Genomic DNA, 25,935 nt, shown 5'->3' on the forward strand with positions numbered 1-25,935 from the left:
GGCCTGACACGTTTGGCAGCGAACTCATGCTGCCTTCCAGCTTCCAGCTAGGTGTCGGTGCCGTCCGCCTCGGCATCGAGCTGCTCCCGCCAGGCCATGATCTGCGCATAGCGCTTCTCCTGACCGTACTCGGTGGGCCGATAGAAGTGCTCGCGAGGCGTCGCATCCGGCCAGCAGTCGTGACTGCTGCCGGCGGGGTAGCCGTGGGGCTCTTGGTGGGCATAGCGGTATCCCTGCCCATGACCCAGGGACTCCATCAGCTTGGTGGGGGCGTTGCGCAGATAACTCGGCACCTCGAGCCGGGGCTGGCTGGCGGCAAAGGCCTTGGCCTGGTGCCAGGCCCGGTCGATGGCGTTGCTCTTGGGGGCCACGGCGAGGTGGATGGCGGCATGGGCGATGGCCCGCTGTCCCTCGTAATCCCCCAGGCGCAGATAGGCGTCCCAGGCGGCCATGACCAGCGGCAGGGCGCGGGGGTCGGCGTTTCCCACATCCTCTGAGGCGATGGCGGTCAGCCGGCGGACCACATCCAGGGGGTCGCCGCCACCCTGGATAAAGCGTGCCATGTAGAGGAGGGCGGCATCCGGACGTGAGGAGCGCACCGACTTGTGGATCGCCGACAGCAGGTCGTAGAAGTGATCGCCCTGCTTGTCGAAGGCGCTGGCCTGGTACCCCAGTACCGCTTCCAGTGCTTCCCGGCGAAGTATCTCGCTGCCCTCCGGGCCGGCCTCGGTAAAGTCGCAGGCGCTCTCCAGCAGCCCCAGGGCGCGGCGAGCGTCGCCCGCGGCGGACCGGGCGAGGACCCTGAGTACATCGGGCTCGGGCCGGATTCGGCGTGTTCCCAGGCCTCTCTCCTCGTCGTCCAGGGCGCGCTGCAGCACCTCCATCAGCTCCTCCTCGGAGAGTGATGTCAGAATGTGCACCCGGGCCCGGGAGAGCAGGGCCGAGTTGACCTCGAAGGAGGGGTTTTCCGTCGTGGCGCCGATCAGCGTCAGCAGCCCCGATTCCACGTGAGGAAGCAGTGCATCCTGCTGGCTCTTGTTGAGACGGTGGATCTCATCGAGGAACAGCAGGGTCGCCAGCCCCTGAGCCTGGCGTGCCTGGGCGCGCTCCACTACGGCCCGGATCTCCTTGACGCCGGCCATCACCGCGGAGAGATGCTCGAGATCGGCACCCGACTCGACGGCCAGGATCTCCGCCAGGGTGGTCTTCCCGGTGCCTGGCGGCCCCCACAGGATCATCGAGCGCACAAGGCCACTCTCGGCCATGCGTCGCAGTGGCTTACCGGGGCCCACCAGGGCCTGCTGGCCCACATACTCGGCGAGGCCGCGCGGGCGCATGCGCCAGGCGAGGGGGGCGTCGTCGTCGCGGTCGCTTGCGAAGAGGTCCATGGCGTCTCCTTGCGTTGATGGGGAGGGGGCAGGTCGGCGTCACTACTGCTAGAGTGGGTTAGCGTCGAGGGCGCCGAAGGGGCCTCGAGATGAACCTAGCCCCGGATGGCGTATCCAATGGAGAGTGCCTTCTCCCCAGGTTTCCTTCAGGAGGGCCCGACATGCCAATGTTGCCCCAGTTGCGTCAGGATCATGCCAATATGGCGCGCATGTTGCACGTTCTGCAGCTCAAGCAGAAGACCCTGGCGGCCGGAGAGCGCCCCAATTTTCAGCTGGTGCGCGAGGTCGTCGATTATATCCTCGATTACCAGGAGGGTTTCACTCAGCCTCTCGAAAAGGTCTGCACCGAGCGACTCATGGAGCTGGATCCTTCCAGTGTCGAGGTCACCGAACGCCTGGCTCGGGACTACCGGGCTCTGCAGTCGCGGCTCAAGCGGCTATCCAATGATATCGACATGATCCTGATGGATGCCGTGGTCCCCATGGAGCACTTCGCCGAGGATCTCAATGCCTACCTGAAGAGCCACCGTGCCTATCTTAGGGATGAGCGTGAGCGTCTGTTTCCGCTGATCCAGGAGAACTTCGATGACGCGGACCTCGAGGCCCTGGCGGCGGCGCTGCCCGAAGGCGCTCAGGCACAGGTCAAGCGCCTGGAGGAGGCCTATCCCGAGCTGTATGCCGAGCTGCGCGATGCTCCCGAGCCAGTAACCTGAATTTGGCATTCCCCTTGATAGGCCGGCCCTTGATAGGCCGGTGCTTCGGCTCATCCCCGCTGTGAGGTAGATGTGAGGTAGATGTGAGGTAGAATGGCCGGCATTTCAGCGGCCTCTCCCTTGCCATGTCCAGCCCGTTCCTGATATTTCCGCCATCACCCAGCTCCTGTTGTTGCCCCCCCGGGCGACGGGGGGGTGGCTGATGGCGGGACCGATTCTGGTGTTCGATTCCGGAGTAGGCGGACTCTCGGTCGTGGCCGCATTGCGGGCGCGGATGCCCCACGCGGCCCTGGCCTACGCCTGTGACAATGCCATGCTGCCTTATGGGCGTCGTCAGGATGCCTGGCTCGTGGAGCGTATTCTGGCGGTGTGCGAGGCGGCCGTGGCGGCCAGTCGCTGTGCGGCCCTGGTGGTGGCCTGCAATACCGCCAGCACCCTGGCGCTGGATGCCTTGCGTGAACATCTGAGGGTACCGGTGGTGGGAACGGTACCCGCCATCAAGCCGGCAGCCATGGTCAGCCGAAGTCGCCATATCGGGCTCTTGGCCACCAGTGCCACGGTAGCGCGCCCCTATACACTCCGCCTGATCGAAACCTTCGCCGCTGATTGTCGAGTCAGGCGAGTCGCGGCGGACCCCCTGGTGCGCGAGGCGGAACGTTACCTGGCCGGAGAGTTGCCCGACAGCGCTGTGATCGCCTCGGCCCTGGCCCCGCTGTGGGAGGAGCCCGAGCTCGATACCGTGGTGCTGGGCTGCACCCACTTCCCGCTGCTGCGCGATCTCCTGTCGGCCGCCGCGCCGCGTGCGGTGAGCTGGGTCGACTCCAGCGATGCCATCGCCCGGCGCACGGCCCAGGTGGCATCGGACGTGGCACTCGGGAGTGGCCCGGGGCAGAGCTTTGCCAGCGCCCCCGACATGCCCCTGGCCGGGGTCCTGTCGCGATTCGGCTTCAGCGGCCCGCGGCCACTTGCGCTTGGCTGATCATCCACGCCCAAAACGTCTTTCCCTTTCAATCATTTACATCCTTACTTATCTGGAGGCTTCGTGGCCATTCCTGTCGTCGACCCCGACCACTACGACCAGCAGCTCGAAGCGAAACGCGAGCGTATCGTCCGAGACTTTTCCCGCTTCGCACCGCCGGCACTCGAGGTCTACCCTTCGCCGCCGAGCCACTATCGCCAGCGCTGCGAGTTTCGCATCTGGCACCAGGGCGATGACCTCTTCTACGCCATGTTCGAAATTCAAGCGTCCGAGGAGGACGCCGAGAATCCCAAGAAAAGGAAGAAGACGGTCATCCGCCTGGATGACTACCCGGTCGCCAGCCGGCAGATCAACGACCTCATGCCGCGCCTGCTCGATGCCATTCGTGACAACGACCCGCTGCGCCGCCGGCTGTTTCAGGTCGAGTTCCTCACCACCCTCTCCGGCGAGGCGCTGGTGACGCTGATCTACCATCGCCAGCTGGACGACGCCTGGGAGGCCGAGGCGCGTCGTCTGCAGGAGCGCCTCGGGGTAATGATCATCGGTCGTGCCCGCAAGCAGCGCTGGGTGCTTGAGCGTGATCATGTCTGGGAGCGTCTCGAGGTGGAAGGGCGTGAGTTCGTCTATCAGCAGGTGGAGAACAGCTTTACCCAGCCCAATGCACAGATCTGCCGCTCGATGCTGGCCTGGGCGCGGGACGTGACGCGGGGCAGCGAGTCCGCAGACCTGGTGGAGCTCTACTGCGGCAACGGCAACTTCACGGTGGCGCTGGCCGAGAACTTCCGGCGCGTGCTGGCCACGGAGATCTCGCGCACCTCGGTGGCCAGCGCCAGGCAGAATCTGGCCGCCAATGGTATCGACAACGCCACCGTGGGGCGCATGTCGGCCGAGGAGTTCGCCGCGGCCTTGAGGGGAGAGAAGGGAGGGCGTCGGGTCGCCGAGTGGGCGCTCGATGACTATGCCTTCAGCACCGTGCTGGTCGACCCGCCTCGCGCCGGTCTCGACGATGCCAGCTGCCGCCAGCTGAGCGGTTATTCGCGTATCGTCTATATTTCATGCAATCCGGAGACATTGGCGAGCAATCTGGAGCGCCTGACCGAGACCCATCGAATCACGCGATTCGCGCTGTTCGACCAGTTTCCCTGGACCCACCACTGCGAGTGCGGTGTGCTGCTCGAGCGACGCGACTGACGAATCCGTGATATCTCGGCGTAATGCATTTTCGACATGCTCCATGAGCAGATCATCAAGTGACTAGGTCGCACTCCGGGTGTCGCGTAAGCTGACGACAGGGCCCCACCGGGGTCGTGTCGAACACTTCCCGGCCGCAGGAGCGGCCGCCGGTAGCCGAGGTGATGGATGCAGCACGTTGCGAATGACGAAGCCAGACAGGATCTGCTAAAGCAGCTTGATGAGCGCCTGAGCGCCAAGCTGGATGCCGCCAAGGCGGAGGCGGTAGGGGCCTTCGCCGCATACTTCTATGCTGCGGTTCCGCTGGATGACCTGGAGGATCGCCGGCTCGACGATATCTACGGCGCGACCCTCTCGGTGTGGCACTTCCTGCAGCAGTTCAACCCGGCCGAGCCCAAGGTGCGGGTCTTCAATCCGGACTTCGAGGAGCATGGCTGGCAGTCGCCGCACACCTTCGTGGCGGTGCTGCACGAGGACATGCCTTTCCTGGTCGACTCGGTGCGCATCGAGCTCAATCGCCGTGGCATGACCGTGCACGCCATCCATAATGCCGTGCTGGCGACGGAGCGGGATCGCGGCCACCGCCTGCTGTCGGTGACCTCGCCCAAGGACAGCGCGGCCCCGGCCCAGCGCGAGTCGCTGATCGTTATCGAGATCGACCGTCACTCCGATAGCGATGAGCTGCAGGAGATGCAGGCCAGCCTCGAGGAGGTGCTGGTCGATGTGCGTACCGCGGTGGCTGACTTCGACCCGATGCGTGCCAAGGTCGAGGAGGCGCTGTCGGAGCTGCGCACCTGCTGCCCGCCGCAGACGGACCCGGATGACCATGCCGAGGCAATCACCTTTCTGGAGTGGATGCTCGAGGACAATTTCACCTTCCTGGGCTATGACACCTACTCGGTGAAGGGGACGGCGGACAAGGAGACTCTCGAGAAGGAGAAGGGGAGCGAGCTTGGCGTCTTTCGTCTCGACCAGCCACGCTACCGGGAGCGTATCCGCACCGAGCTTGGCATCGAGAATGGCCACTATGTGCTGGTGCCGGAGCTGCTGACCTTCTCCAAGAGCGCCCACCACGCCAGGATTCATCGTCCCACCTATCCCGACTATATCTCCATCGATCGCTATGACGAGCAGGGGCGCCTGATCGGTGAGCATCGCTTCCTGGGGCTGTTCACGGCCACCGTCTACAACGAGTCGCCGCGCAACGTGCCGATCCTGCGGCGCAAGCTCAAGGCGGTGATGGAGATCGCCGGCTTCAGCCCCAAGGGGCACAACGGCAAGCAGCTGCTGCAGATTCTCGAGGTCTACCCCCGCGATGATCTCTTCCAGATCGATACCGAGGAGCTGGCGCAGACGGCGCTGGGAATCCTCAGCATTCGCGAGCGTCGTCGCGTCCGGTTGTTCGTGCGCGAGGATCTCCCCGGTCGCTTTTACTCCTGCCTGATCTTCGTGCCCCGGGATGTGTTCTCCACCGAGCTGCGTCTGCGCATTCAGGAGATGCTCTGCGAGGAGCTCGACGCCACCTTCGGCGATTTCAACACCTATCTCTCCGAGTCGGTGCTGGCACGCATCCAGTTTATCCTGCGCTTCAAGGGCGACCGTCCGGTCGAATACGAGATCAAGCGTCTCGAGACCAAGCTGGCCAAGCTGGCGCGCAACTGGCGTGATGATCTGCACAACGCCTGTATCGATGGCTTCGGCGAAGAGCAGGCCAACCGCCTGATGGACCGATTCCGCGATGCCTTCCCGGCCAGCTACCGCGACGACTTCAGCGCACGTACCGCGGTCTATGATCTGCACCATATTGGTGAGCTCGACGAGGGGGAGCCATTGGCGCTGTCGCTCTACCGGCTGGTGGAGGAGGAGGGCAGCGGGGTCAATCTCAAGCTGTTCCATCGTGGCGCCCCGATTCCGCTCTCCGATGTGCTGCCGATGATGGAGAACCTGGGGTTAAGGGTGCTCGGCGAGCGTCCCTACGAGATCGGCGCCCGGGATTCCAGCTACTGGATCCATGACTTCAACCTCGAGCATCACACCAGTACCGAGGTCAACCTCCAGGAGATGCGCGAGCCCTTCTGCGAGGCCTTTCTGCGTATCTGGGCAGGAGAGGCGGATAACGACGCCTTCAACCGCCTGATCATCGGCGCCAATCTCGACTGGCGTGAGGTGGCGATGCTGCGGGCCTATGCCCGCTACCTCAAGCAGATTCGCTTCGGGGTCTCTCAGGACTACATGGCCAATACCCTGGCCAGCCATCCGGAGATCACCCGCGAGCTGGTGACGCTGTTTGAGCTGCGCTTCGACCCCGCCGACCGTCCCGGCGAGGGTGAAGAGGAGGCCTGCGTAGAGCGCATTCAGCGGCTTCTCGACGATGTGGCCAGCCTCAATGATGACCAGCTGCTGCGTCGTTACATGGAGCTGATTCTGGCTACCCTGCGCACCAACTACTACCAGCGACGCGAGGATGGTGGCGTCAAGGACTATATCGCGGTCAAGCTTGAGCCCTCGAGAGTCACCGGCATGCCCAAGCCGCGTCCCGCCTTCGAGATCTTCGTCTGCTCGCCGCGGGTCGAGGGGGTACACCTGCGCGGTGGCAAGGTGGCCCGGGGCGGGCTGCGCTGGTCGGACCGCCACGAGGACTTCCGTACCGAGGTGCTGGGGCTGGTCAAGGCCCAGCAGGTCAAGAACTCGGTGATCGTGCCGGTGGGTGCCAAGGGCGGGTTTGTCTGCAAGCGGCTGCCCGAGGGCGACCGCGAGGCCTTTCAGCGCGAAGGGGTCGAGTGCTACAAGACCTTTATCCGGGCGCTGCTCGATGTGACCGACAACCTCAAGGGCGGTGACGTCGTGCCGCCGCGTGACGTGGTGCGTCATGACGGCGATGACGCCTACATGGTGGTGGCCGCCGACAAGGGAACCGCCACCTTCTCGGATATCGCCAACGAAATCTCTGCCGAGTATGACCACTGGCTGGGGGATGCCTTCGCCTCCGGCGGTGCCAATGGCTACGATCACAAGAAGATGGGAATCACCGCCAGGGGGGCCTGGGAGTCGGTCAAGCGTCACTTCCGGGGCCTGGGCGTGAATACCCAGGAGGACGAGTTCAGCGTGGTGGGCATCGGCGACATGGGCGGCGATGTCTTCGGCAACGGCATGCTGCTGTCGGACAAGATTCGACTGGTGGGCGCCTTCAACCACCTGCATATCTTCGTCGACCCCGAGCCCGACGCGGCGGTCACCTTCGCCGAGCGCAAGCGCCTGTTCGAGATGCCTCGTTCCAGCTGGGCAGACTTCGATGTCTCGCTGATCTCCGAGGGGGGCGGGGTCTTCAAGCGCAGCGCCAAGTCGATCCCCATCTCCAGGCAGATGAAGTCGCGGTTCGGCATCCGTGAGGAGAGACTCTCCCCCAACGAGCTGATCAGCGCCATGCTCAAGTCCGAGGTGGACCTGATCTGGAACGGTGGTATTGGTACCTACGTCAAGGGTAGTGACGAGACCGATGCCCAGGTGGGCGACAAGGCGAACGATGGCCTGCGGATCGATGGCCGTGAGCTCAACTGTCGAGTGGTGGGCGAGGGTGGCAACCTCGGCATGACCCAGCGTGGTCGCATGGAGGCCGCCGCCCGGGGCGTGCGCATCAATACCGACTTCATCGACAACGCCGGCGGGGTCAACTGCTCCGACCACGAGGTCAATATCAAGATCCTGATCGATGAGGTGGTCAAGCGCGGCGACATGACCGAGAAGCAGCGCAACCAGCTGCTCGCCGACATGACTGACGAGGTCAGTGAGCTGGTGCTGCTCGGCAACTATCGCCAGACCCAGGCGCTCGACCTCGCCGAGTTGCTGTCGAAGCAGGGGGTTGGCCCCTTCCGGCGCTTCATCAGCGAACTGGAGGCCGCCGGTCAGCTCGATCGTGAGCTGGAGTTCCTGCCCGCCGATGAGGAGCTCCAGGAGCGGGCCGCCAATCAGCAGGGCATGCTGCTGCCCGAGCTGGCAATGCTGATCTCCTATGCCAAGAGTGTGCTCAAGGATGATCTGATCGTCTCGGACGTTCCCGACGACCCGGTCATCGAGCGTTATGTCGAGCGCATCTTCCCGCGGGTACTGGTGGAGCGCTATCGCGACGAGATGTACGAGCACCGCCTCAAGCGCGAGATCGTTGCCACCCAGCTGGCCAACGATCTGGTCGATCACATGGGTGTCGTTTTCGTGCGCCGATTGATCGACTCCACCGGGGCCGGTCGAGCCGAGATCGCCCGGGCCTACGTCATCGCGCGAGAAGTGTTCGGGCTGGACGAGATCTGGACGCAGATCGAGGCGCTGGACAACCGGGTGCCCAGCGGCGTGCAGTACGCCATGATGCTTGACCTGATGCGACTGATCCGTCGCGCGACACGCTGGTTGCTGCGCAGTCGCACCGGCCTCGATACTCGCCAGTGCATCGACTTCTTCGCGCCGCGCCTGGTGGCGATCCGCGATGGCATCGGTGAGCGCCTCAGCGGCGAGGAGCGAGAGTCCTGGGAGGCGCGTCGAGGCGAGCTGGTGGAGGCCGGAGTACCGGAATCCCTGGCGGCCAATGTGGCCGCCGCCGGTAGCCTCTATGCGGGGCTTGGCATCATCCAGGCCGCCCGCCAGACCGACGTCGCACCCGAGCAGGTGGCCGAGGTCTTCTATGCGATCGGCAACCGTCTGCAGCTCCCATGGATGATCCGCCGGATCACCGAGCTGAAGGTGCGGGACAGCTGGCAGGCCCAGGCCCGCGAGACCTTCCGTGACGATATCGACCGCCAGCAGCTGGCGTTGACCGTCAGTGTGCTGCAGATGGAGGAGGGAGCCGATGACTCCTCCGCTCGGGTCGAGCAGTGGCTCGAGCGGCACGATGCCATGCATGCGCGCTGGTGCCGCCTGCTCGAGCAGGTCGGAAGCGGCGGACAGGGCGGCTTCCCGCTGTTTGCCGTGGCGGTCCGCGAGCTGGTGGACCTGGCCGAGAGCAGCCGCGACGCCTGAGACACACCTTCACCCACCGCAACCGAGAGACCCCGCCATCAGGCGGGGTCTCTCGTTATGGTGTGGGGAGATGGCGGGCGAGATGGTGGGGCGAGCAGAAGTGGCCTGGCCTTGGAGGCGGGAGCCTAGAGCAGGAAATAGGTGGCCAGGCCTTGGAGGCGGGAGCCTAGAGCAGGAAATAGGTGGCCAGGCCTTGGAGGCTGGGAGCCTAGAGCAGGAAATAGGTGGCCAGGCCCAGAAAGGACATGAAGCCCACCACATCGGTCACCGTGGTCAGAATCACCGAACCCGACAGCGCCGGGTCGATACCCACACGCTTGAGTAGCAGCGGGATGAGAATGCCCGCGACACCCGCCGCCAGCATGTTGATCGTCAGGGCGGCGGCGATGATCACGCTGATGGCGATACTCTTGAACCACAGCAGGGCCAGTACCGCCACGACCAGTGCCCAGAGCACGCCATTGAGGATGGCGATGCCGATCTCCTTGCGCAGCAGCCAAGCGCTGTTGGTATTGCTGATCTGCCCCAGGGCCAGGCCACGTATGGCCAGGGTCAGGGTCTGGCTGCCGGCGATGCCGCCCATGCTGGCGACGATTGGCATCAATACCGCCAGGGCGACAATCTGGTCCAGGGCATTCTCGAAACGTCCGATCACCCCGGCGGCCAGGAAGGCGGTGAGCAGGTTGATGCCCAGCCAGACGGCGCGCCGCTTGGCGCTGGGCAGCACGGGGGCGAACAGGTCCTCCTCCTCGTCGAGGCCGGCCATGTTCATCAGCGCCTGTTCGGAATCCTCGCGGATGACGTCGACGATATCGTCGATGACGATGCGACCGAGCAGCAGGCCCGATTCGTCCACCACGGGCGCCGAGGCCAGATCGTGCGTCTGGAACAGGGTGGCCACGTCACGCGACTTCATGTCGACTCGGATGCTATCGACCTCGTGGTCCATCAGGTCGGCCACCGCCATCTCGGGCGGGTGACTGATCAGCCGTGCTACCGGCAGGGTGCCCTGGAACAGGCCGTCACGGTCGACCACCATCAACAGGTGGGTGTTGTCGGGGATCGACTCCTTCCAGCGCAGGAAGCGGCACACCGTCTCGAGACTGACGTCGCTGCGCACCGTGATGGTATCGGTGCGCATCAGCCGACCTGCGCTGTCCTCCTCGAAGGAGAGGGTCTCCTCCAGGCGTTCGCGCTGCAGGGCGTCCATGGAGCGCAGCATGTCCTCGGCCACCTGCTGGGGCAGGTCCTCAAAGATCTCAGCCAGGTCCGTGGTGTCCATGCTGGTAGCAGCGGCCACGATCTCCTCGTGGTCCATATCATCGAGCAGGGTGCTGCGTACTTCATCATGGACGTGCAGCAGCACCTCGCCGTCGACCTCCCCCGGAACCCGTTTCCAGAGCTGGATACGAGCCACTGGCGGCAGCGACTCCAGCAGCAGGGCAATCTCGGCGGGTTCCAGATCGGCCAGCACGGCGTCGACGTCGTCGAGACGGTTCTCCCCCAGGGCGCGATGGATCCGGGACAGGCGGTGTTCGAGGGTTTCGGTGGTGTCGGCCATGTCAGTCTCCCTGGCTCCTCGGCGGTGTGGCAGTGATGCCGCACCCTTGGCGGCCTACAGTAGATCATAAAATTGGCAGCGGCTGTGACGTCGTTTCTGGCGTGAGGCACTGCTATACTCTCGCCCGCTCGCGACCACCACCCGCCGGAGATGCCATGTATTCCCTCGCTCGCTCGCTGCTCTTTCGCCTGGACGCCGAAACCGCCCATGGCGTGGCCTTGAAGGGGCTGGATCTGGCCAACCGCCTGGGCGTGGCGGCACGCCTCGGGGGCGAGCGGGTGGAGCACCCGGTAGAGCTCATGGGACTGCGCTTCCCCAACCGGGTGGGGCTTGCCGCCGGGCTCGACAAGAACGCCGATCATCTCGATGCCCTGGGTGCGCTGGGGTTCGGGTTCGTGGAGGTGGGGACCGTGACGCCCCGGCCTCAGTCCGGCAATCCGCGCCCACGGCTGTTTCGCCTGCCGGAGGCGGGCGCCATCATCAACCGCATGGGGTTCAACAACGCCGGGGTCGACCACCTGGTGGCCAGGGTCAGGGCCAGTCGCTTCGACGGCGTGATCGGCATCAATATCGGCAAGAATCTGACGACCCCGGTCGAGCAGGCGGTAGATGACTACCTGGCATGCCTGGAGAAGGTGCACCCTTACGCTCACTACATCACCGTGAACATCTCCTCACCCAACACCCCTGGGTTGCGTAACCTGCAGTTCGGTGATCACCTCGATGGTCTGCTGTCGGCGCTACGCGAGGCGGGTTCGCGTCTCGATCGTGACAGTGAGCGCCGGGTGCCCCTGGCGGTCAAGATCGCGCCAGACATGGATGCCGATGAGGTGGGGCTGGTATCCCAGTGTCTGGCGGCGAATGAGATCGATGCGGTGATTGCCACCAATACCACCGTCTCGCGAGAGGCCGTCGAGGGTCTGGCCCATGCCGACGAACAGGGGGGGCTCTCGGGTCGGCCGGTGTTCGAGCCCTCCAATCGCGTTATCCGCGAGCTCCGCCGCCGTCTTCCCGAGATGCCGATCATCGGGGTGGGTGGCATCGATAGCGGCGAGGCGGCGGTGGCCAAGTGCGAGGCCGGCGCCGATCTGGTACAGCTCTATTCGGGGTTCATCTACCGCGGCCCGGCGCTGGTGGCGGAGTGCAACCGAGCCTTGCGTGACGCGCGCTGATAGAGAGGTGTGCTGGATAGAAGTATGCTGGATAGAATTGCACGGAATGCAAAAAGCCCGCGGCTCGCCGCGGGCTTGAGGAAGCGTGAATCTCGCTTGATTCAGGTTTCGGGTTCACACCACCATGGGGTTCTTGTGGATGCCGGAAATGCCGGTCATGCCGTCCCATTGATCCCCACGACCTTCACGCCAACCGCTCATCCAGTATTCACGAAGATTGACGTCCTGACTGGGACAGTCATCACGGGAGCGTCCTGAGACACCTGCCTTGTAGCCATGCGTATAGGCACGCTGGAAGCGATCACGTTTCTGTCGTTTCATTGGACTACCTCTTGATAAGGTATCTAACTGGCTCGGGAGTGACTCGCGCCGAGCCGTAACAAGCCTCGAGCCCAGTAATGTGGTAAGGCGGGCTCGATGACAGCAAACGCATGCGTGTTCTTAGTAGCTACTGCCCTATTGATAGCCCAACTCGCTCCGCGTTGTCGACCAACGATTTGTAACAACTCGTTCACCTGCCTGACATGGTGCACATTTATCCTTCTGCCTTCGCGGTGATTGCCGATGACTCCGACTCCATCCGACCCTTCCCTTGATCTACAGGTAACCTGCCCCCGTGGCCTCGAGGAGCTGCTGAGCGAGGAGCTGGAAGCCCTCGGTGCCGTGCCCGTCAAGAGCACGGTGGGAGCGGTAAGTGCGCGAGCCGATCAGGTCACCGCCTATCGGGTCTGCCTGTGGTCACGTCTGGCCAGCCGGGTGATCCTGTGTCTGGTTCGCGATGAGGGCATCGACACGCCCGAGCAGCTTCGAGAGGCGGTAGCTGCGATCCCCTGGGAGTCGCACCTGCCCCTCTCCGCCAGCCTGGCGGTGGACTTCCATGGTCGCAGCGAGGCGATCCGTCATACCCGCTTCGGCGCCCAAACGGTGAAGGATGGTGTGGTGGATCGCCTGCAGGCCCGCGGCCTGCCGCGCCCTTCGGTGGATCTCAAGCAGCCCGATCTGCGCTGTTACGCCAACCTGCATCGCGGTCGCCTGGTGGTGGGCATCGACCTCTCGGGCGTGAGTCTTCATCGTCGTGGCTATCGCCGCGATGTCGGTCATGCGCCGCTCAAGGAGAACCTGGCCGCGGCACTGCTGTTGCGTGCCGGCTGGCCCGAGCTGGCTCGCCAGGGCGCCCCGCTGGTGGATCCACTGTGTGGAGCGGGCACACTGTTGATCGAGGCGGCGATGATGGCGGCCGATATGGCCCCTGGTCTGGCGCGTGACCGCTTCGGCTTTCACGGTTGGGCGGGCCACGACGAGGGGGGCTGGCGAGAGCTCAGGCGCGAGGCCGAGGCGCGGGCGAGCATCGGCCGCAAGCGCTGTCGCTCGCGATTCTACGGCTTCGACCAGAGTCCGACGGCGCTTGCCGCCGCCAAGGCCAATGCCATGCGTGCCGGTATCCCGGCGCTGATTGAGCTTCGCGGCGCGGGGCTCGGTGAGCTGACATGCCCCCAGGGCCTCGAGGAGGCGTCACCGGGGCTATTGATCACCAACCCACCCTATGGCGAGCGCCTCGGCGAGCTGCCCGAGCTGGTGACCCTCTATGCCCGGTTGGGCGAGAGGGTGCGTGATGCCTTTCCTGGCTGGCAGTTGGCGGTTTTCACCGGTAATCCCGATCTCGGCCATCGCATCGGCCTGCGCGCTCACAAGCAGTACGCACTGCGCAATGGCCCTCTGGAGACCAAGCTGCTGCTGATGGCGGTGCCCGAACGGCAGGATGGGCAGGCGGAGGCTACGCCGGCGCGCTCGCAAGGGGCGCAGATGTTCGCCAATCGGCTGGAGAAGAATCGTCGGCGCCTGAAGAAGTGGCTCAAGCGCAGCGGCGAGCAGTGCTATCGCCTCTATGATGCCGATATGCCCGAGTATGCGATGGCGGTGGACGTCTACGCCGACTGGGTGCATGTGCAGGAGTATGCCGCACCGAAGTCGGTGGATGCCGATCAAGCCCAGAAACGGCTGTTCGAGGCATTGGCGGTGATCCCCGAGGTGCTCGAGGTGGCCCCCACACGGGTGGTGGTCAAGCGGCGGCAGCGTCAGAGCGGCCGTGCCCAGTATGAGAAGCAGGCCGCCACCGGCGAGCGTTTCGAGGTTCAGGAAGGGCCGGCCAGGCTGTGGATCAACCTGCGCGACTACCTGGACACCGGCCTGTTCCTCGACCATCGTCCGGTTCGCCGAATGCTTGGCGAGATGGCGGTGGGCAGGCGCTTCCTCAACCTCTTCTGCTATACGGGGGCCGCCACCGTGCAGGCGGCGCTGGGTAGCGGGGAGGCAGGCGGTGCCTCGGAGAGCGTCAGTGTCGACCTCTCCAACACCTACCTGCAATGGGCGCGAGATAACTTCGCCCTCAACCGTCTCGATCCGGGCCGGCATCGCGTGGTGCGCGAGGATTGCCTGCGCTGGCTGGAGCGTGCCAACGCCGAGTTCGATCTGATCTTCATGGATCCGCCCACCTTCTCCAACTCCAAGAAGATGGAGGACACCCTGGATATCCAGCGCGACCATGGCCGGCTGGTTCGCCTGGCCATGGCGCGCCTGGCGCCGGGCGGGACGCTGGTGTTCTCCAACAACCAGCGCCGCTTCAAGCTGGATGCCGATCTGGTCGAGCACTATGCGGTGAAGGAGATCTCGGGACAGACCTTCGATCCCGACTTTGTGCGCAATCCCGATCTGCATCATGTCTTCCTGATCCGTCATCGCGAGGACGGGGAGGCGTCGGCATGATCCAGCTGACTCTCTACACGACGCTGGGGTGCCATCTCTGCCAGCAGCTGGAGGGGCTGCTGGCTCAGCTATCTCGTGAGCCGGTGGCGCTCGAGCGAGTCGAGATCAGCGAGGATGATCTCCTGCTGGCTCGCTACGGGGTGCGCATTCCGGTACTGGTGGATGCCGTAGGCAACGAGCTCGACCGCGGCTTCGAGGCAGAGCGCCTGGCGACCTGGCTCGAGGCGCGTGGCTGGCTGGATGACAAGGCCTGGCAGGCGCTGCGTTGTGGGCTGAATGGTGAGGACGAGGCACCTGAAGCCTGTGGTTCGATAATGCGCGGTGGGCGGCGCTATCTGAGCTAAGCCGGCTTGAGCTTGAAGAGCGTCGCTTCGTTCCTGGAAGCGAGAAGCTTGAAGAAGGGGCTTGGCCCCCTGATGGGCCAACTCATGCTGCCTTCCAGCTACGGCTCAAGTAGGGATAGCTGGCTCATGGCTTCTCGTCCCTCGGGGCTGTGATCCTCCACTTCCAGCACCTTGCGAAAGCCTCGTGATGCCTGGATGGTGGCCTCATCGGCCAGCCACATCAGGGTTTGCTCGCGGTCATCGGCCAGCTGGTGCTTCAGCCCGCCGAACTGGGTGCCGATCTGCCCCCAGGCGCGGCTGAAGATCCAGTCGCCAAACATGTCCTGGTGGATATGCACCAGGACATAGTCATGGTCGGTTTCCCAGCGAATGATCATCGAAGCTCCCGAGCTGCTCTGTGCCGGCTTGGACGGCGAGGTGATAAGGTAGGACGTATTGTAATGCCTTGTCGGAGTGGAACAACGCCCATGAAGATCCTCGTCGATGCCAATGTGCCTGCCGCGGAGACGTGCTTCGCGGCACTGGGCGAGGTGGTGCGTCTGCCGGGCCGCGAGATCGATGCCGCGTCCCTGCGGGATATCGATGCACTGGTGGTTCGCTCCATCACGCGGGTCGACGAGACGCTGCTCGCCGAGGCATCACGCTTGCGCTTCGTGGGCACCTGCACCATCGGGACCGATCATGTCGATACCCGGCTGCTGGCCGAACGCGGCATCACCTTCGCCAGCGCCCCGGGCTGCAACGCCGAGGCGGTGGTCGACTACGTGCTGATCAGCCTGCTGACGCTCGCCGAGCGGCAGGGCTGGCGGCTTGCCGAGCGCCGGGTGGGCGTCGTCGGAGCCGGCAATGTGGGCGGGCGGCTGCTGGCGCGTCTCTCGGCCATGGGCATTGATTGTCTGGCCTGCGACCCGCCCCGGGTTGAAGCAGAGAGTGTCGAGGCGGAGCGTGCTGGTAGGGTGGACGCCGAGGAAGAGGCGCCGGCCGGCTTCGTGAACCTGGATACCCTGATCGACGAGTGCGACGTGCTCTGCCTGCATACCCCTCTGGTTCGCCAGGGTCCCCATGCCACCCACCATCTGCTGGATGCCGAGCGCATCGCCGCTCTGGCACCGGGGTCGTTGCTGCTCAACGCCGGGCGCGGTGATTGCGTTGATGGCCAGGCCCTGCGCGCCCGCCTGAGCGGAGAGGGAGATTTCAGCGCGATTCTCGATGTCTTCGAGAATGAACCGGGCGTCGACGCCTCGCTGGCCGACCTTGCCGAAGTCGCCACACCGCATATTGCCGGCTACAGCCTCGACGGCAAGCTGCGCGGTACCCACCAGATCACTCGTGCGCTCTGTCGCGCCTTCGGCCTGCCGTGCCGGATGACCCTGGAGGAGCTGCTGCCGACGCCACCGCTGCGCTCCCTCGAACTTGGTGAAGGGCTCGAGCAGGAGGAGGCGCTGCGCCTGGCCATGCGAGCCGTCTACGACCCGCGCCGTGATCATGACTCTCTGAGGCGTGCTAGTCGCCGGCAGGGCATGGCCAGAGGTTTCGACGCCTGCCGGGCCGACTACCCCCTGCGCCGTGAATTCGCCACCCTGGAGGTGGCCCTGGCCGAAGAGGATCGGCACCTGGCCACATTGATGGCGGGGGCGGGGTTTCGTGTGAGGCGACGGCTTGAGTGACAGGACAATGTTTTCCTCCTAACGCAGAGGGCCCGCCATTGGCGGGCCCTCTGTGGTTGTGCATTGGGGAGGCTTACTGTCGGTAGGCGGCCTCCTTGAGGGCGCGGATGCGATCATCCAGTGGGGGGTGGCTGGCGAACAGGCGCTCCACCAGCGAACGGGTCTGCCCCTTGGTGATGGCCATGGCACGCAGGGTATCGGGCATCTGGTCGGGCAGCTCGGTCTCGGCCTTGAGGCGGGCGAGGGCGTTGATCATCGCGCCGGAGCCGGCCAGCTCGGCACCGGCAGCGTCGGCGCGATACTCGCGGAAGCGCGAGAACCAGGCGACGATGGCGGAGGCGGCGATGCCGAAGATGATCTCGGCGACCATCACCACGGCGAAGTAGCCCATGAAGCCCAGGCCACCCTCGCCATCGCTGCGGGCACGCAGAAACTGGTCGACCAGCTGGGCGACCACCCGGGCGAAGAACATCACGAAGGTGTTCACCACACCCTGGATCAGCGCCAGGGTGACCATGTCGCCGTTGGCCACATGGCCGATCTCGTGGGCCAGTACCGCGCGCACCTCTTCCGGACGCATTCGGTTGAGCAGGCCGGCGGAGACCGCCACCAGGGCATCATCCTTGTTCCAGCCCGTGGCGAAGGCGTTGGACTGCTGGGCCGGGAAGATACCGACTTCCGGGGTCTTGATGCCGGCATCCCGGGCCAGCTCCGCCACGGTGTCCACCAGCCACTTCTCGGTGGCGTTGGAGGGCGTCTCGATGACCACGGTGCCGGTGCTGCGCTTGGCCATCCACTTGGAGATGAACAGCGAGACCATCGAGCCGGCCATGCCGAAGATGAAGCAGAAGATCAGCAGGCTCTGGAAGTTGATGCCCTGGCCGCTGAGGTAGCTGTCCACGCCCAGCAGGCGCAGGGTGACACTGGCCACCAGCAGTACTGCCAGGTTGGTGGCCAGGAAGAGCAGGATTCGCATCATGTCGGTGGATCTCCATCGATCATCGAAAGGAAGCCGCCCGATGTGGGCGGCAGGAACAGACTATTGCTTAGATACGACCGGGCGGTGCGGGTTTCAAGCCCTGAATTCGCTCGGCTCGTTAGGGAGTTACTGGCGATAGCGCGACAGGAAGCGGGCGAAACGGTCCAGGGCATCGCCGAGCTGGTCGGCCCAGGGCAGGGTGACGATCCGCACATGGTCGGGGTCCGGCCAGTTGAAGGCGGTCCCCTGGACCAGCAGGATCTTCTCCTGCAGCAGCAGGTCGAGCACCAGCTGCTGATCGTCCTGGATGTTGTAGACCTTGGGGTCCAGGCGCGGGAAGGCATAGAGCGCTCCCTTGGGCTTCACGCAGGAGACGCCGGGGATGGCGTTGAGCCTTTCAAAGGTGATATCGCGCTGGGCCCGCAGGCGGCCGCCGGGCAGGATCAGGTCGTTGATCGACTGGTAGCCACCGAGGGCGGTCTGGATGGCATGCTGGGCCGGCACATTGGCGCACAGGCGCATGGAGGCGAGCATGGTCAACCCCTGGATGAAGTCGGCGGCACGCTGCTTGGCGATGTTGCCGGATAGGATCATCCAGCCCGAGCGGAAACCGGCACAGCGGTAGCTCTTGGAGAGACCGTTCAGGGTGACGACCAGCTGGTCCTCGCCGGCCAGGGCGCCGGTGGAGACGTGTTCCACATCGTCGTAGAGGATCTTGTCGTAGATCTCGTCGGAGAACACCACCAGATCGTGCTGGCGGGCGATCTCGAGCAGTTCACGCACCACCTCCGGGGGGTAGACCGCCCCGGTGGGGTTGTTGGGGTTGATGATCACGATCGCCCGGGTGTGGGCGGTGATCTTGGCGCGGATATCGTCGAGGTCCGGTGCCCAGTCCGCCTGTTCATCGCACAGGTAGTGCACGGCATGGCCGCCGGAGAGGTTGGCGGCGGCGGTCCATAGCGGGTAGTCGGGCGCCGGTATCAGTACCTCGTCGCCGTCGTTGAGCAGTGCCTGGAGCGTCATCACGATGAGCTCGGAGACGCCGTTGCCGATATAGATATCCTCGATTCCCACACCCGGGATTTCCCGGCGCTGGCACTCCTGCATGATCGCCTTGCGCGCCGAGTATAGCCCCTTGGAGTCGCAGTACCCCTGGGCCGTGGGCAGGTTGCGCATCACATCCTGCAGGATCTCCTCGGGGGCCTCGAAGCCGAATGGCGCGGGGTTGCCGATATTGAGCTTGAGGATGCGCTGGCCCTCCTCTTCCAGACGCTTGGCGTGGTCGAGTACCGGACCGCGGATGTCGTAGCAGACATTATGCAGCTTGTGGGATTTGCGAAGCGGAGGGGTGTCCATGTCGTTCGGTGTCCTGGTCGGCGAGGGCGATAGGATTAGGGGGTGTCTGGATCGGCGTCATCGCCGCCGTCCGGCTCCAGGGCGGGCTCGGGCGGGATATCATCCGGGGTTTCCAGGGTCAGGCGACCGAGTTTGCCGTCGCGCAGCTCATGCAGCAGCACCTCGGCGCCACGGTGCAGGTCCACTTCGCCGCCGGGACGCAGGCCACCGCGCTTGGCGGCGATCTCGGCCAGGATCGCATGACCGTCGAACCCGGCCACGGCGAGCAGGTCCACTCGCGCCGGGCCATCGGCCTCTACCCGGTCGGCATCGGGGTTGGCCTGGTAGCCGGGCAGCGCCTTGAGCCGGTAGCGTGCAGTGAGGGCCTCGGGGTAGCGCCTGGCCAGTTCGGCGGCGGTGACCATGGCGACATCCACGTAGTCGATGGCAGTGTCACGGATGGCACCGCTCGCCGCCAGGCGGTAGGCGCTGGCCTGGTCCTCGATCTTGGGCCAGAGCACCCCGGGGGTGTCGATAAGGGCCACGCGCCCGTTGATGCGAACCTTCTGCTGGCGCTTGGTCACCGCGGGCTCATTGCCGGTCCTGGCGATGCTCTTGCCGGCCAGGCCATTGATCAGGGTCGACTTGCCGACATTGGGGATGCCCATCACCATCACGCGCACGTCTCGGTCGGCGCGAATCTGGCCGGCAAGCTCGTGGCAGAGCCTGGGGATGCGCTTGAGTTCCTTGACCCTGGTGGTGGTCACAGCGAGCGCTCGCATATCGGGCTGGGCATCGAAGTGGGCGGTCCACTCCCGGGTTCGCTCCGGATCGGCCAGGTCGGCCCGGGAGAGGATCTTGAGCACCGGCTTGTGGCGCGTCAGCTCCGCCAGCATGGGGTTGGCGCTGGAGTAGGGCAGGCGGGCGTCGAGGACCTCGACCACCACGTCGATCTCCGGCAGCGCCTCGGTGATCTGGCGCCGCGCCTTGTGCATGTGTCCCGGGTACCAGCCGAGCATGGGCCTCTCCTGCCTGTAGAAATCGGCCGCCCATGTTAGCAGATACACGGCCCTGTCAGGGGATGCTCAGGCCGATTGCGAGGCCTACTCGCCGGCGTGGAAGTCGAGCGCCACGGAGTTGATGCAGTAGCGCAGGCCGGTGGTGTCGCGCGGGCCGTCGGGAAAGACGTGCCCGAGATGGGCGCTGCAGCGCGCGCAGGTCACCTCGGTGCGGCGCATGCCGTGGGAGGTGTCGAAGTGCTCCTCCACGCAGGAGGGGGTCATGGGACGGTCGAAGCTTGGCCAGCCACAGCCGGCGTCGAACTTGTGCTCGTTCTCGAACAGGGGCGCGTTGCAGCAGACACAGTGGTAGATGCCGTGCTCGTCGGTGACCTGGTAGTCGCCGCTGAAGGGAGGTTCGGTGCCCTTCTCGCGGGTGACGCGGTACTGTTCCGGGGTAAGCGTCTCGCGCCATTCGGCGTCGGGCTTGTCGATCTTCAAGGGCATGGGGCTCTCCTTGTCATCGGGGTGATGTCTCCATTGTGGCATGCACCTGGCCAGGTGGGGGAGCCCCCTACCGGCAAGGATTCACGCCCCCTCAACGCAGACGCCCCCGGTAGGATGCCGGGGGCGACTGGCGTCGAGCGTGGAATGTGGCGGTGAAACGTTAGACGTTGAAACGGAAGTGGATCACGTCGCCATCCTTGACGATGTACTCCTTGCCCTCCAGTCGCCACTTGCCGGCGTCCTTGGCACCCTGCTCGCCACCCAACGTGACGAAGTCCTCGTAGGCGACGACCTCGGCGCGGATGAAGCCCTTCTGGAAATCGGTGTGGATCACGCCGGCGGCCTCGGGGGCGGTGGCACCCACCTTCACGGTCCAGGCGCGCACCTCCTTCACTCCGGCGGTGAAGTAGGTCTGCAGACCGAGGAGGGCGTAGCCGGCACGGATGACGCGATCGAGACCGGGCTCTTCCATGCCCATCTCGTCGAGGAACATGGCGCGCTCCTCGTTGTCCAGCTCGGCGATCTCGGCCTCGAGCTGGTTGCACACCGGTACCACCACGGCCCCTTCCTCTGCCGCGATGTCGCGGACCACGTCCAGGTAGGGGTTGGACTCGAAGCCGTCCTCGTTGACGTTGGCGATGTACATGGTGGGCTTGAGGGTCAGGAAGCCGAAGCCCTTGAGCAGATGCTGCTCCTCCTCGTCCAGCCCGAAGCTTCTCAGCGGCATGCCCTCGGCCAGGTGGGGCTGGATGCGCTCGAGGATCGCCTTGGTGGCGATGGCCTCCTTGTCACCGCCCTTGGCCACGCGGACCAGGCGCTGGATGGCGCGCTCCACGGTGTCGAGGTCGGCCAGCGCGAGCTCCATGTTGATGATCTCGATATCGGCACGCGGGTCGACCTGGTTGGCGACATGGATCACGTTGTCGTTATCGAAGCAGCGCACCACATGGGCGATGGCCTGCGTCTCGCGGATATTGGCCAGGAACTTGTTGCCAAGACCCTCGCCCTTGGAGGCGCCGGCGACCAGACCGGCGATATCGACGAACTCCATCGTGGTCGGCAGCACCTTCTGCGGCTTGACGATCTCCGCCAGCTTGTCGAGTCGCGGGTCGGGCATCGGCACGATGCCCACGTTGGGCTCGATGGTGCAGAAGGGGAAGTTCTCGGCGTCGATGCCGGACTTGGTCAGCGCATTGAAGAGGGTCGACTTGCCGACATTCGGCAGGCCGACGATACCGCAGTTGAAACCCATGGGATCATCCTGGAAAGCGTGTACGCGAGTGAAAAGTAGCGAGTATTCTACTCGACCGAGCGGTAAGCCATAAGCGGTCAGCCGTAAGAAGGCCCATCCGGCCAGCAAAGGGGTGACTGACAGCGTGTACCCTCAGCCTATGCTGGCCTGTCAGCCGGCGGCTGAAAAGCTGTGCAGCCGGTTCATGGCCTTGGTCCAGTGACCGTCGATGGCATCGGGCAGGGTGGCCAGGCTCTCGTCGATGGCGGCCTCGATGGCGATATGCTCGGCCTTTCCGGGGCGGCCCAGCACGTAGTTCGTGACCTGGCGCGAGTCGCCGGGGTGGCCGATGCCGAGGCGCAGGCGGTGGAAGTCCCGCGTGTTGCCCAGGGCGCTGATGATATCGCGCAGGCCGTTATGGCCGCCATGGCCACCGCCGGTCTTGAGCCGGGCACTGCCCGGCGGCAGGTCGAGCTCGTCGTGAACGACCAGCAGCTCATCGGGTGCCAGCTTGTAGAATTGACAGAGGGCCGCCACCGCACCGCCGCTGCGGTTCATGAAGGTGGTGGGGTTGAGCAGATGGAGATCACGCCCCTCGAACTGGACCCTGGCATGCAGGCCCAGGAACTTGCGGTCGGCGCGCAGCTCGCCGCCGGCGCGGCGCGCCAGGGCCTCCACCAGCCAGGCCCCGGCATTGTGGCGGGTGGCCTCGTAGTCGGCGCCGGGATTGCCCAGCCCGATGATCGCTCTGACCTGACTCATGTGTCACCTCCAAAAAAAATCAAGCGCCGGGGCGCTTGATCATCAGCAGAGGGGCCGCGTCTGGCGCGGCCCCGGAGCGGGTAAGGATTACTCCTCGCCCTGCTCGCCTTCTTCGCCGCCTTCGGCATCTTCCGCGTCATCACCCGCGGAGCGCACCTTGGCCTTGACGATGCTCAGGATCGGACCGTCGTGGTCTTCGCCCAGCGCCAGTGCCGGGATGGTGACGCCGGCCGGCAGGCTCAGGTCGGAGAGGTGTTTGATGGCACCGACCTCGAGATCGCTGATATCGAACTCCAGGTAGTCGGGCAGGTCCTTGGGCAGACAGCTGATCTCGACGTCGGAAGCCAGCTGATGGAGCTCGCCGTCCTGGTCCTTGATGCCCACACAGGCTTCTTCACCGGCGAGGTGCAGCGGCACACGGGTGGTGAACTCCTGGTTGGCTGCCACACGCAGGAAGTCGGCGTGGGTGATCAGCGGCTTGAAGGGGTGACGCTGCAGGTCGCGTACCACGACCTGCTCGCTCTTGCCGTCGACGACCAGGTTGATGATGGAGGAGAAGAACACCTCTTCCTCGATCGCCTTGTAGAAGGCAGCCTTCTCGACGGAGATCGGCTGTGGCTCCTTCTCACCACCATAGATGATGGCGGGAACCTGCTCGTTCGCACGACGCAGGCGGCGGCTCGCACCTTTCCCCAGGTCGTTACGAACGCTGGCATTAAGAATAAAATCGGACATGGAATTGCCTCTTGCTTGAAGTAGGAAAGCGTCAGGGACCGCGACCAGAGCCCTGACACTTCCGGGTGCCCCGAAGGGCGCTTTCCGGCGCCTGTCGTGCCGAGATGGAACTAACTAAGTGGAGCTCTCTCAGTGGAACATGGCGCTGACGGATTCCTCGTTGCTCACCCGGCGGATCGCCTCGGCGATCAGGCCGGCGACGCTCAGCTGGCGGATCCTGCCGCTGCGGCATGCCGTCTCGGAGAGCGGAATGGTATCGGCGACGACGACCTCGTCGAGCACCGAACCGACGATATTGTCCACCGCCGGGCCCGAGAGAATGGGGTGGGTAGCGTAGGCCACCACGCGCTCGGCGCCGTGATCCTTGAGCGCTTCGCCGGCCTTGCACAGGGTGCCGGCGGTATCGATCATGTCATCTACCACGACGCAGTTGCGCCCTTCGATCTCGCCGATGATGTGCATCACCTGGGCCTGGTTGGCCGCGGGGCGACGCTTGTCGATGATGGCAAGATCGGCATTGAGCTGCTTGGCGATGGCGCGGGCACGCACCACGCCGCCGACGTCAGGAGAGACCACCACCAGGTTCTCGTAGTTCTGACGCTCGATGTCATCGAGCAGGATCGGCGAGCCGTAGACGTTGTCGACCGGCACGTCGAAGAAGCCCTGGATCTGGTCGGCGTGGAGGTCCATGGTCATGACACGGTCAACGCCGGCCTTGACCATCATGTCGGCGACGATCTTGGCCGAGATCGGCACACGGGCGGAGCGCACGCGACGGTCCTGACGGGCATAGCCGAAGTAGGGCACCACGGCGGTGATCCGCGATGCAGATGCCCGGCGCAGGGCATCTATCATCAGGATCAGCTCCATCAGGTTCTCATTGGTCGGCGCACAGGTGGACTGCAGAACGAACACGTCCTTGCCGCGCACGTTCTCGTTGATCTCAACCGCTATCTCGCCGTCGCTGAACTGGCCGACCGTGGCATTGCCCTGGCGGGTGTCCAGACTCTCGGCGATCTTGCGGGCGAGTTCGGGATTGGCATTCCCGGCGAAAACCATCAATTTTGACACGCGCAGCCACCTATGCAGTGTGTTGGGTCATCGGGGGGGGATCGTCCGTGATCAGCGATCCAAAGCGTCATGCAGCGGAGAACGGTTCAGACTGCGGGCCTTGAAGGCTTGCCAGCGGCCATCGATCTCACCCAGCAGCCGGTCGGCTTCCTGTTCGTCTGCCAGACGGGCGAAGACACAGGCACCGGTGCCGGTCAGCATGCTGGGGGCACGTCGAGCCAGCCAGTCCAATGCCGAGGTTACCGCTGGATAGAGCGACCTGACTGTTGCCTCGCAGTCGTTGCGCCAACTGGACGCTCCCCCCTGCAGGGCGCGCGCCATGGTAATAGGGGGGGTGTGGCGTGTCAATTCAGGAGCCTTGAAGACTGCCGGTGTCGCCACCTCGATGCCGGGGTGAACCACCACGAACCAGGGCGTGTCGAGATCCACCGGGGTGAGGCGTTCGCCGACGCCTTCGGCCCAGGCGGCATGGCCGTGCACGAAGACCGGCACATCGGCACCCAGGGTCAGACCCAGCTCGGCGAGAGTGTCGAGCGACAGCCCCAGGCCCCATAGGGCATCGAGCCCAAGCAGGCTGGTGGCGGCATCCGAGCTGCCGCCGCCCAGGCCACCCCCCATGGGCAGCCGCTTCTCGAGATGAATGTCGGCGCCCAGGGTGCAGCCGCTCCGCTCCTGTAGCAGGCGTGCCGCGCGCACGATGAGGTTCCGCTCGTGGGGGACACCGGCAACTTCCGGCGCAAGGCGGATCTCTCCGTCTTCGCGTCGGGTGAAATGCAGGGTGTCATCGTGATCGAGGAATTGAAACAGCGTCTGCAGCTCGTGATAGCCGTCGGGACGGCGGCCGGTGATATGCAGCATGCGGTTGAGCTTGGCGGGGGCGGGCAGGCGAAGGCTCACGCCTTGGGTGCTGTGTTCAGGCATCGTCGATCACCGGGCGCCACTCGTTGATCACCAGGGTGACGCGTAGATCCCCGTAGTGCATTACCAGCCGGCGTGGCAGCCACAGGCCGTCGGTATGGGTCCAGTCTCGGTAGTCGACCTCCCAGCCGGCCTGTCGTAGTCGAGCCGGGAACCCCAGCTCGTCCTTCTCGAGTCGATAGGGATGACCGTCACCCGGCAGGCCACGCACCCAGTCGGACAGGGCGCCGAGTGGCAGCGACCAGCCCAACTGCTGCTCCATCAGCGCCTCGGGGGTTTCGGCCTCGAATCGTCCCTCCGAGGTGGTCATCGAGAAGCGACCCTCGCGCCCCTCCAGGGTGCTGCGGCCGCTGCCGAAGGGCCCGCTGATCAGCAGTCGGTAGTAGTGGGGGTGCTGGCTCCAGTCGAGGTTGGCGCTGGTGGAGTCCTCGGGAGTGCGCAGTCCGGCCTTGCCGGCCAGCCGCCAGGTATCCAGTGCTTCGAGGCGCTGCTGCTGAGTCTGCCACTGCCCCAAGGCACGCTCCCCTTCGGGGAGTGGTGCCTGGCGTGCACAGCCGGCGACCAGGGTCAGCAGCAGGGTGGCGATGACAAGCGGCGAGTAGTGACGTTGCATG

22 protein-coding genes are annotated in these 25,935 nt (G+C 64.9%); 8 read left to right on the plus strand and 14 right to left on the minus strand.

Features of this window, described 5'->3' with window-relative positions:
• Positions 1–47: 47 nt before the first annotated feature.
• Complete coding sequence (locus tag GRB80_RS02765; protein WP_161422478.1) at positions 48–1,388, minus strand: replication-associated recombination protein A; 1,341 nt, start codon at positions 1,386–1,388, stop codon at positions 48–50.
• Positions 1,389–1,555: 167 nt separating this feature from the next.
• On the opposite strand from GRB80_RS02765, the gene GRB80_RS02770 reads away from it, so the two are divergent.
• The 4 genes from GRB80_RS02770 (at position 1,556) to GRB80_RS02785 (ending at position 9,278) form a co-directional block, all read left to right on the plus strand.
• Positions 1,556–2,101, plus strand: a complete 546-nt coding sequence (locus GRB80_RS02770) for a hemerythrin domain-containing protein (protein ID WP_132044967.1) — start codon at positions 1,556–1,558, stop codon at positions 2,099–2,101.
• 202 nt (positions 2,102–2,303) lie between these two features.
• A complete protein-coding gene (gene murI, locus GRB80_RS02775; RefSeq protein ID WP_132044951.1) occupies positions 2,304–3,080 on the plus strand; it encodes a glutamate racemase in 777 nt (258 codons plus the stop codon).
• A gap of 63 nt (positions 3,081–3,143) precedes the next feature.
• Positions 3,144–4,271: a tRNA (uridine(54)-C5)-methyltransferase TrmA gene (gene trmA, locus GRB80_RS02780; RefSeq protein WP_161422479.1), complete on the plus strand. Its 1,128-nt coding sequence runs from the start codon at positions 3,144–3,146 to the stop codon at positions 4,269–4,271.
• 168 nt (positions 4,272–4,439) lie between these two features.
• The gene (locus GRB80_RS02785; protein ID WP_161422480.1) at positions 4,440–9,278 is read left to right on the plus strand and encodes an NAD-glutamate dehydrogenase; all 4,839 of its coding nucleotides are present in this window, start codon (positions 4,440–4,442) and stop codon (positions 9,276–9,278) included.
• Positions 9,279–9,486: 208 nt separating this feature from the next.
• Here GRB80_RS02785 and mgtE read toward each other — a convergent pair whose 3' ends face one another.
• Positions 9,487–10,839: a magnesium transporter gene (gene mgtE, locus GRB80_RS02790; RefSeq protein WP_132042246.1), complete on the minus strand. Its 1,353-nt coding sequence runs from the start codon at positions 10,837–10,839 to the stop codon at positions 9,487–9,489.
• Between the two features lie 155 nt (positions 10,840–10,994).
• Here mgtE and GRB80_RS02795 point away from each other — a divergent pair, with 155 nt between their 5' ends.
• A complete protein-coding gene (locus GRB80_RS02795) occupies positions 10,995–12,011 on the plus strand; it encodes a quinone-dependent dihydroorotate dehydrogenase (RefSeq protein ID WP_161422481.1) in 1,017 nt (338 codons plus the stop codon).
• A gap of 114 nt (positions 12,012–12,125) precedes the next feature.
• On the opposite strand, the gene rmf is transcribed toward GRB80_RS02795, so the two are convergent.
• Positions 12,126–12,332: a ribosome modulation factor gene (gene rmf / locus GRB80_RS02800; protein ID WP_132042248.1), complete on the minus strand. Its 207-nt coding sequence runs from the start codon at positions 12,330–12,332 to the stop codon at positions 12,126–12,128.
• Between the two features lie 243 nt (positions 12,333–12,575).
• Between rmf and rlmKL the strand changes: the two genes are divergently transcribed.
• Together rlmKL and GRB80_RS02810 are read left to right on the plus strand one after the other, a co-directional pair.
• Positions 12,576–14,774 (plus strand): bifunctional 23S rRNA (guanine(2069)-N(7))-methyltransferase RlmK/23S rRNA (guanine(2445)-N(2))-methyltransferase RlmL, encoded by a 2,199-nt coding sequence (gene rlmKL, locus GRB80_RS02805; protein WP_161422482.1) that lies wholly within the window; start codon positions 12,576–12,578, stop codon positions 14,772–14,774.
• Positions 14,771–15,118 (plus strand): glutaredoxin family protein, encoded by a 348-nt coding sequence (locus tag GRB80_RS02810; protein ID WP_132042250.1) that lies wholly within the window; start codon positions 14,771–14,773, stop codon positions 15,116–15,118. The genes rlmKL and GRB80_RS02810 overlap by 4 nt, the downstream gene beginning before the upstream one ends.
• A 98-nt stretch (positions 15,119–15,216) precedes the next feature.
• Here the strand turns inward: GRB80_RS02810 and GRB80_RS02815 are convergent, their stop codons facing one another.
• Positions 15,217–15,495, minus strand: coding sequence for a hypothetical protein (locus GRB80_RS02815; RefSeq protein ID WP_132042251.1), 279 nt, complete (start codon positions 15,493–15,495; stop codon positions 15,217–15,219).
• 90 nt (positions 15,496–15,585) lie between these two features.
• Between GRB80_RS02815 and pdxB the strand changes: the two genes are divergently transcribed.
• On the plus strand, positions 15,586–16,785 hold the full coding sequence (gene pdxB, locus GRB80_RS02820; RefSeq protein WP_161422483.1) for a 4-phosphoerythronate dehydrogenase PdxB: 1,200 nt from the start codon (positions 15,586–15,588) through the stop codon (positions 16,783–16,785).
• 73 nt (positions 16,786–16,858) lie between these two features.
• Here the strand turns inward: pdxB and htpX are convergent, their stop codons facing one another.
• From htpX to lolB, 10 genes are all read right to left on the minus strand, one after another.
• Positions 16,859–17,764, minus strand: coding sequence for a protease HtpX (htpX, locus tag GRB80_RS02825; RefSeq protein ID WP_132042253.1), 906 nt, complete (start codon positions 17,762–17,764; stop codon positions 16,859–16,861).
• Between the two features lie 126 nt (positions 17,765–17,890).
• On the minus strand, positions 17,891–19,120 hold the full coding sequence (locus GRB80_RS02830; RefSeq protein ID WP_132042254.1) for a pyridoxal phosphate-dependent aminotransferase: 1,230 nt from the start codon (positions 19,118–19,120) through the stop codon (positions 17,891–17,893).
• Positions 19,121–19,155: 35 nt separating this feature from the next.
• A complete protein-coding gene (gene ylqF / locus GRB80_RS02835; protein ID WP_161422484.1) occupies positions 19,156–20,118 on the minus strand; it encodes a ribosome biogenesis GTPase YlqF in 963 nt (320 codons plus the stop codon).
• Between the two features lie 84 nt (positions 20,119–20,202).
• Positions 20,203–20,604: a peptide-methionine (R)-S-oxide reductase MsrB gene (gene msrB / locus GRB80_RS02840; protein ID WP_161422485.1), complete on the minus strand. Its 402-nt coding sequence runs from the start codon at positions 20,602–20,604 to the stop codon at positions 20,203–20,205.
• A 160-nt stretch (positions 20,605–20,764) separates the two neighbouring features.
• Entirely contained in the window at positions 20,765–21,856 is a 1,092-nt protein-coding gene (gene ychF / locus GRB80_RS02845) for a redox-regulated ATPase YchF (protein ID WP_161422486.1), read from the minus strand.
• A 150-nt stretch (positions 21,857–22,006) separates the two neighbouring features.
• Complete coding sequence (pth, locus tag GRB80_RS02850; RefSeq protein WP_161422487.1) at positions 22,007–22,597, minus strand: aminoacyl-tRNA hydrolase; 591 nt, start codon at positions 22,595–22,597, stop codon at positions 22,007–22,009.
• Between the two features lie 87 nt (positions 22,598–22,684).
• Complete coding sequence (locus GRB80_RS02855) at positions 22,685–23,332, minus strand: 50S ribosomal protein L25/general stress protein Ctc (protein ID WP_161422488.1); 648 nt, start codon at positions 23,330–23,332, stop codon at positions 22,685–22,687.
• Between the two features lie 129 nt (positions 23,333–23,461).
• A complete protein-coding gene (locus tag GRB80_RS02860) occupies positions 23,462–24,403 on the minus strand; it encodes a ribose-phosphate pyrophosphokinase (protein WP_195689480.1) in 942 nt (313 codons plus the stop codon).
• Positions 24,404–24,454: 51 nt separating this feature from the next.
• A complete protein-coding gene (gene ispE, locus GRB80_RS02865) occupies positions 24,455–25,324 on the minus strand; it encodes a 4-(cytidine 5'-diphospho)-2-C-methyl-D-erythritol kinase (protein WP_161422489.1) in 870 nt (289 codons plus the stop codon).
• Positions 25,317–25,934: a lipoprotein insertase outer membrane protein LolB gene (gene lolB, locus GRB80_RS02870; RefSeq protein ID WP_161422490.1), complete on the minus strand. Its 618-nt coding sequence runs from the start codon at positions 25,932–25,934 to the stop codon at positions 25,317–25,319. The genes ispE and lolB overlap by 8 nt, the downstream gene beginning before the upstream one ends.
• Between the last annotated feature and the right edge of the window lies 1 nt (position 25,935).

Source organism: Halomonas icarae (genome assembly GCF_009901955.1).
GTDB classification, from domain to species: Bacteria; Pseudomonadota; Gammaproteobacteria; order Pseudomonadales; family Halomonadaceae; genus Halomonas; species Halomonas icarae.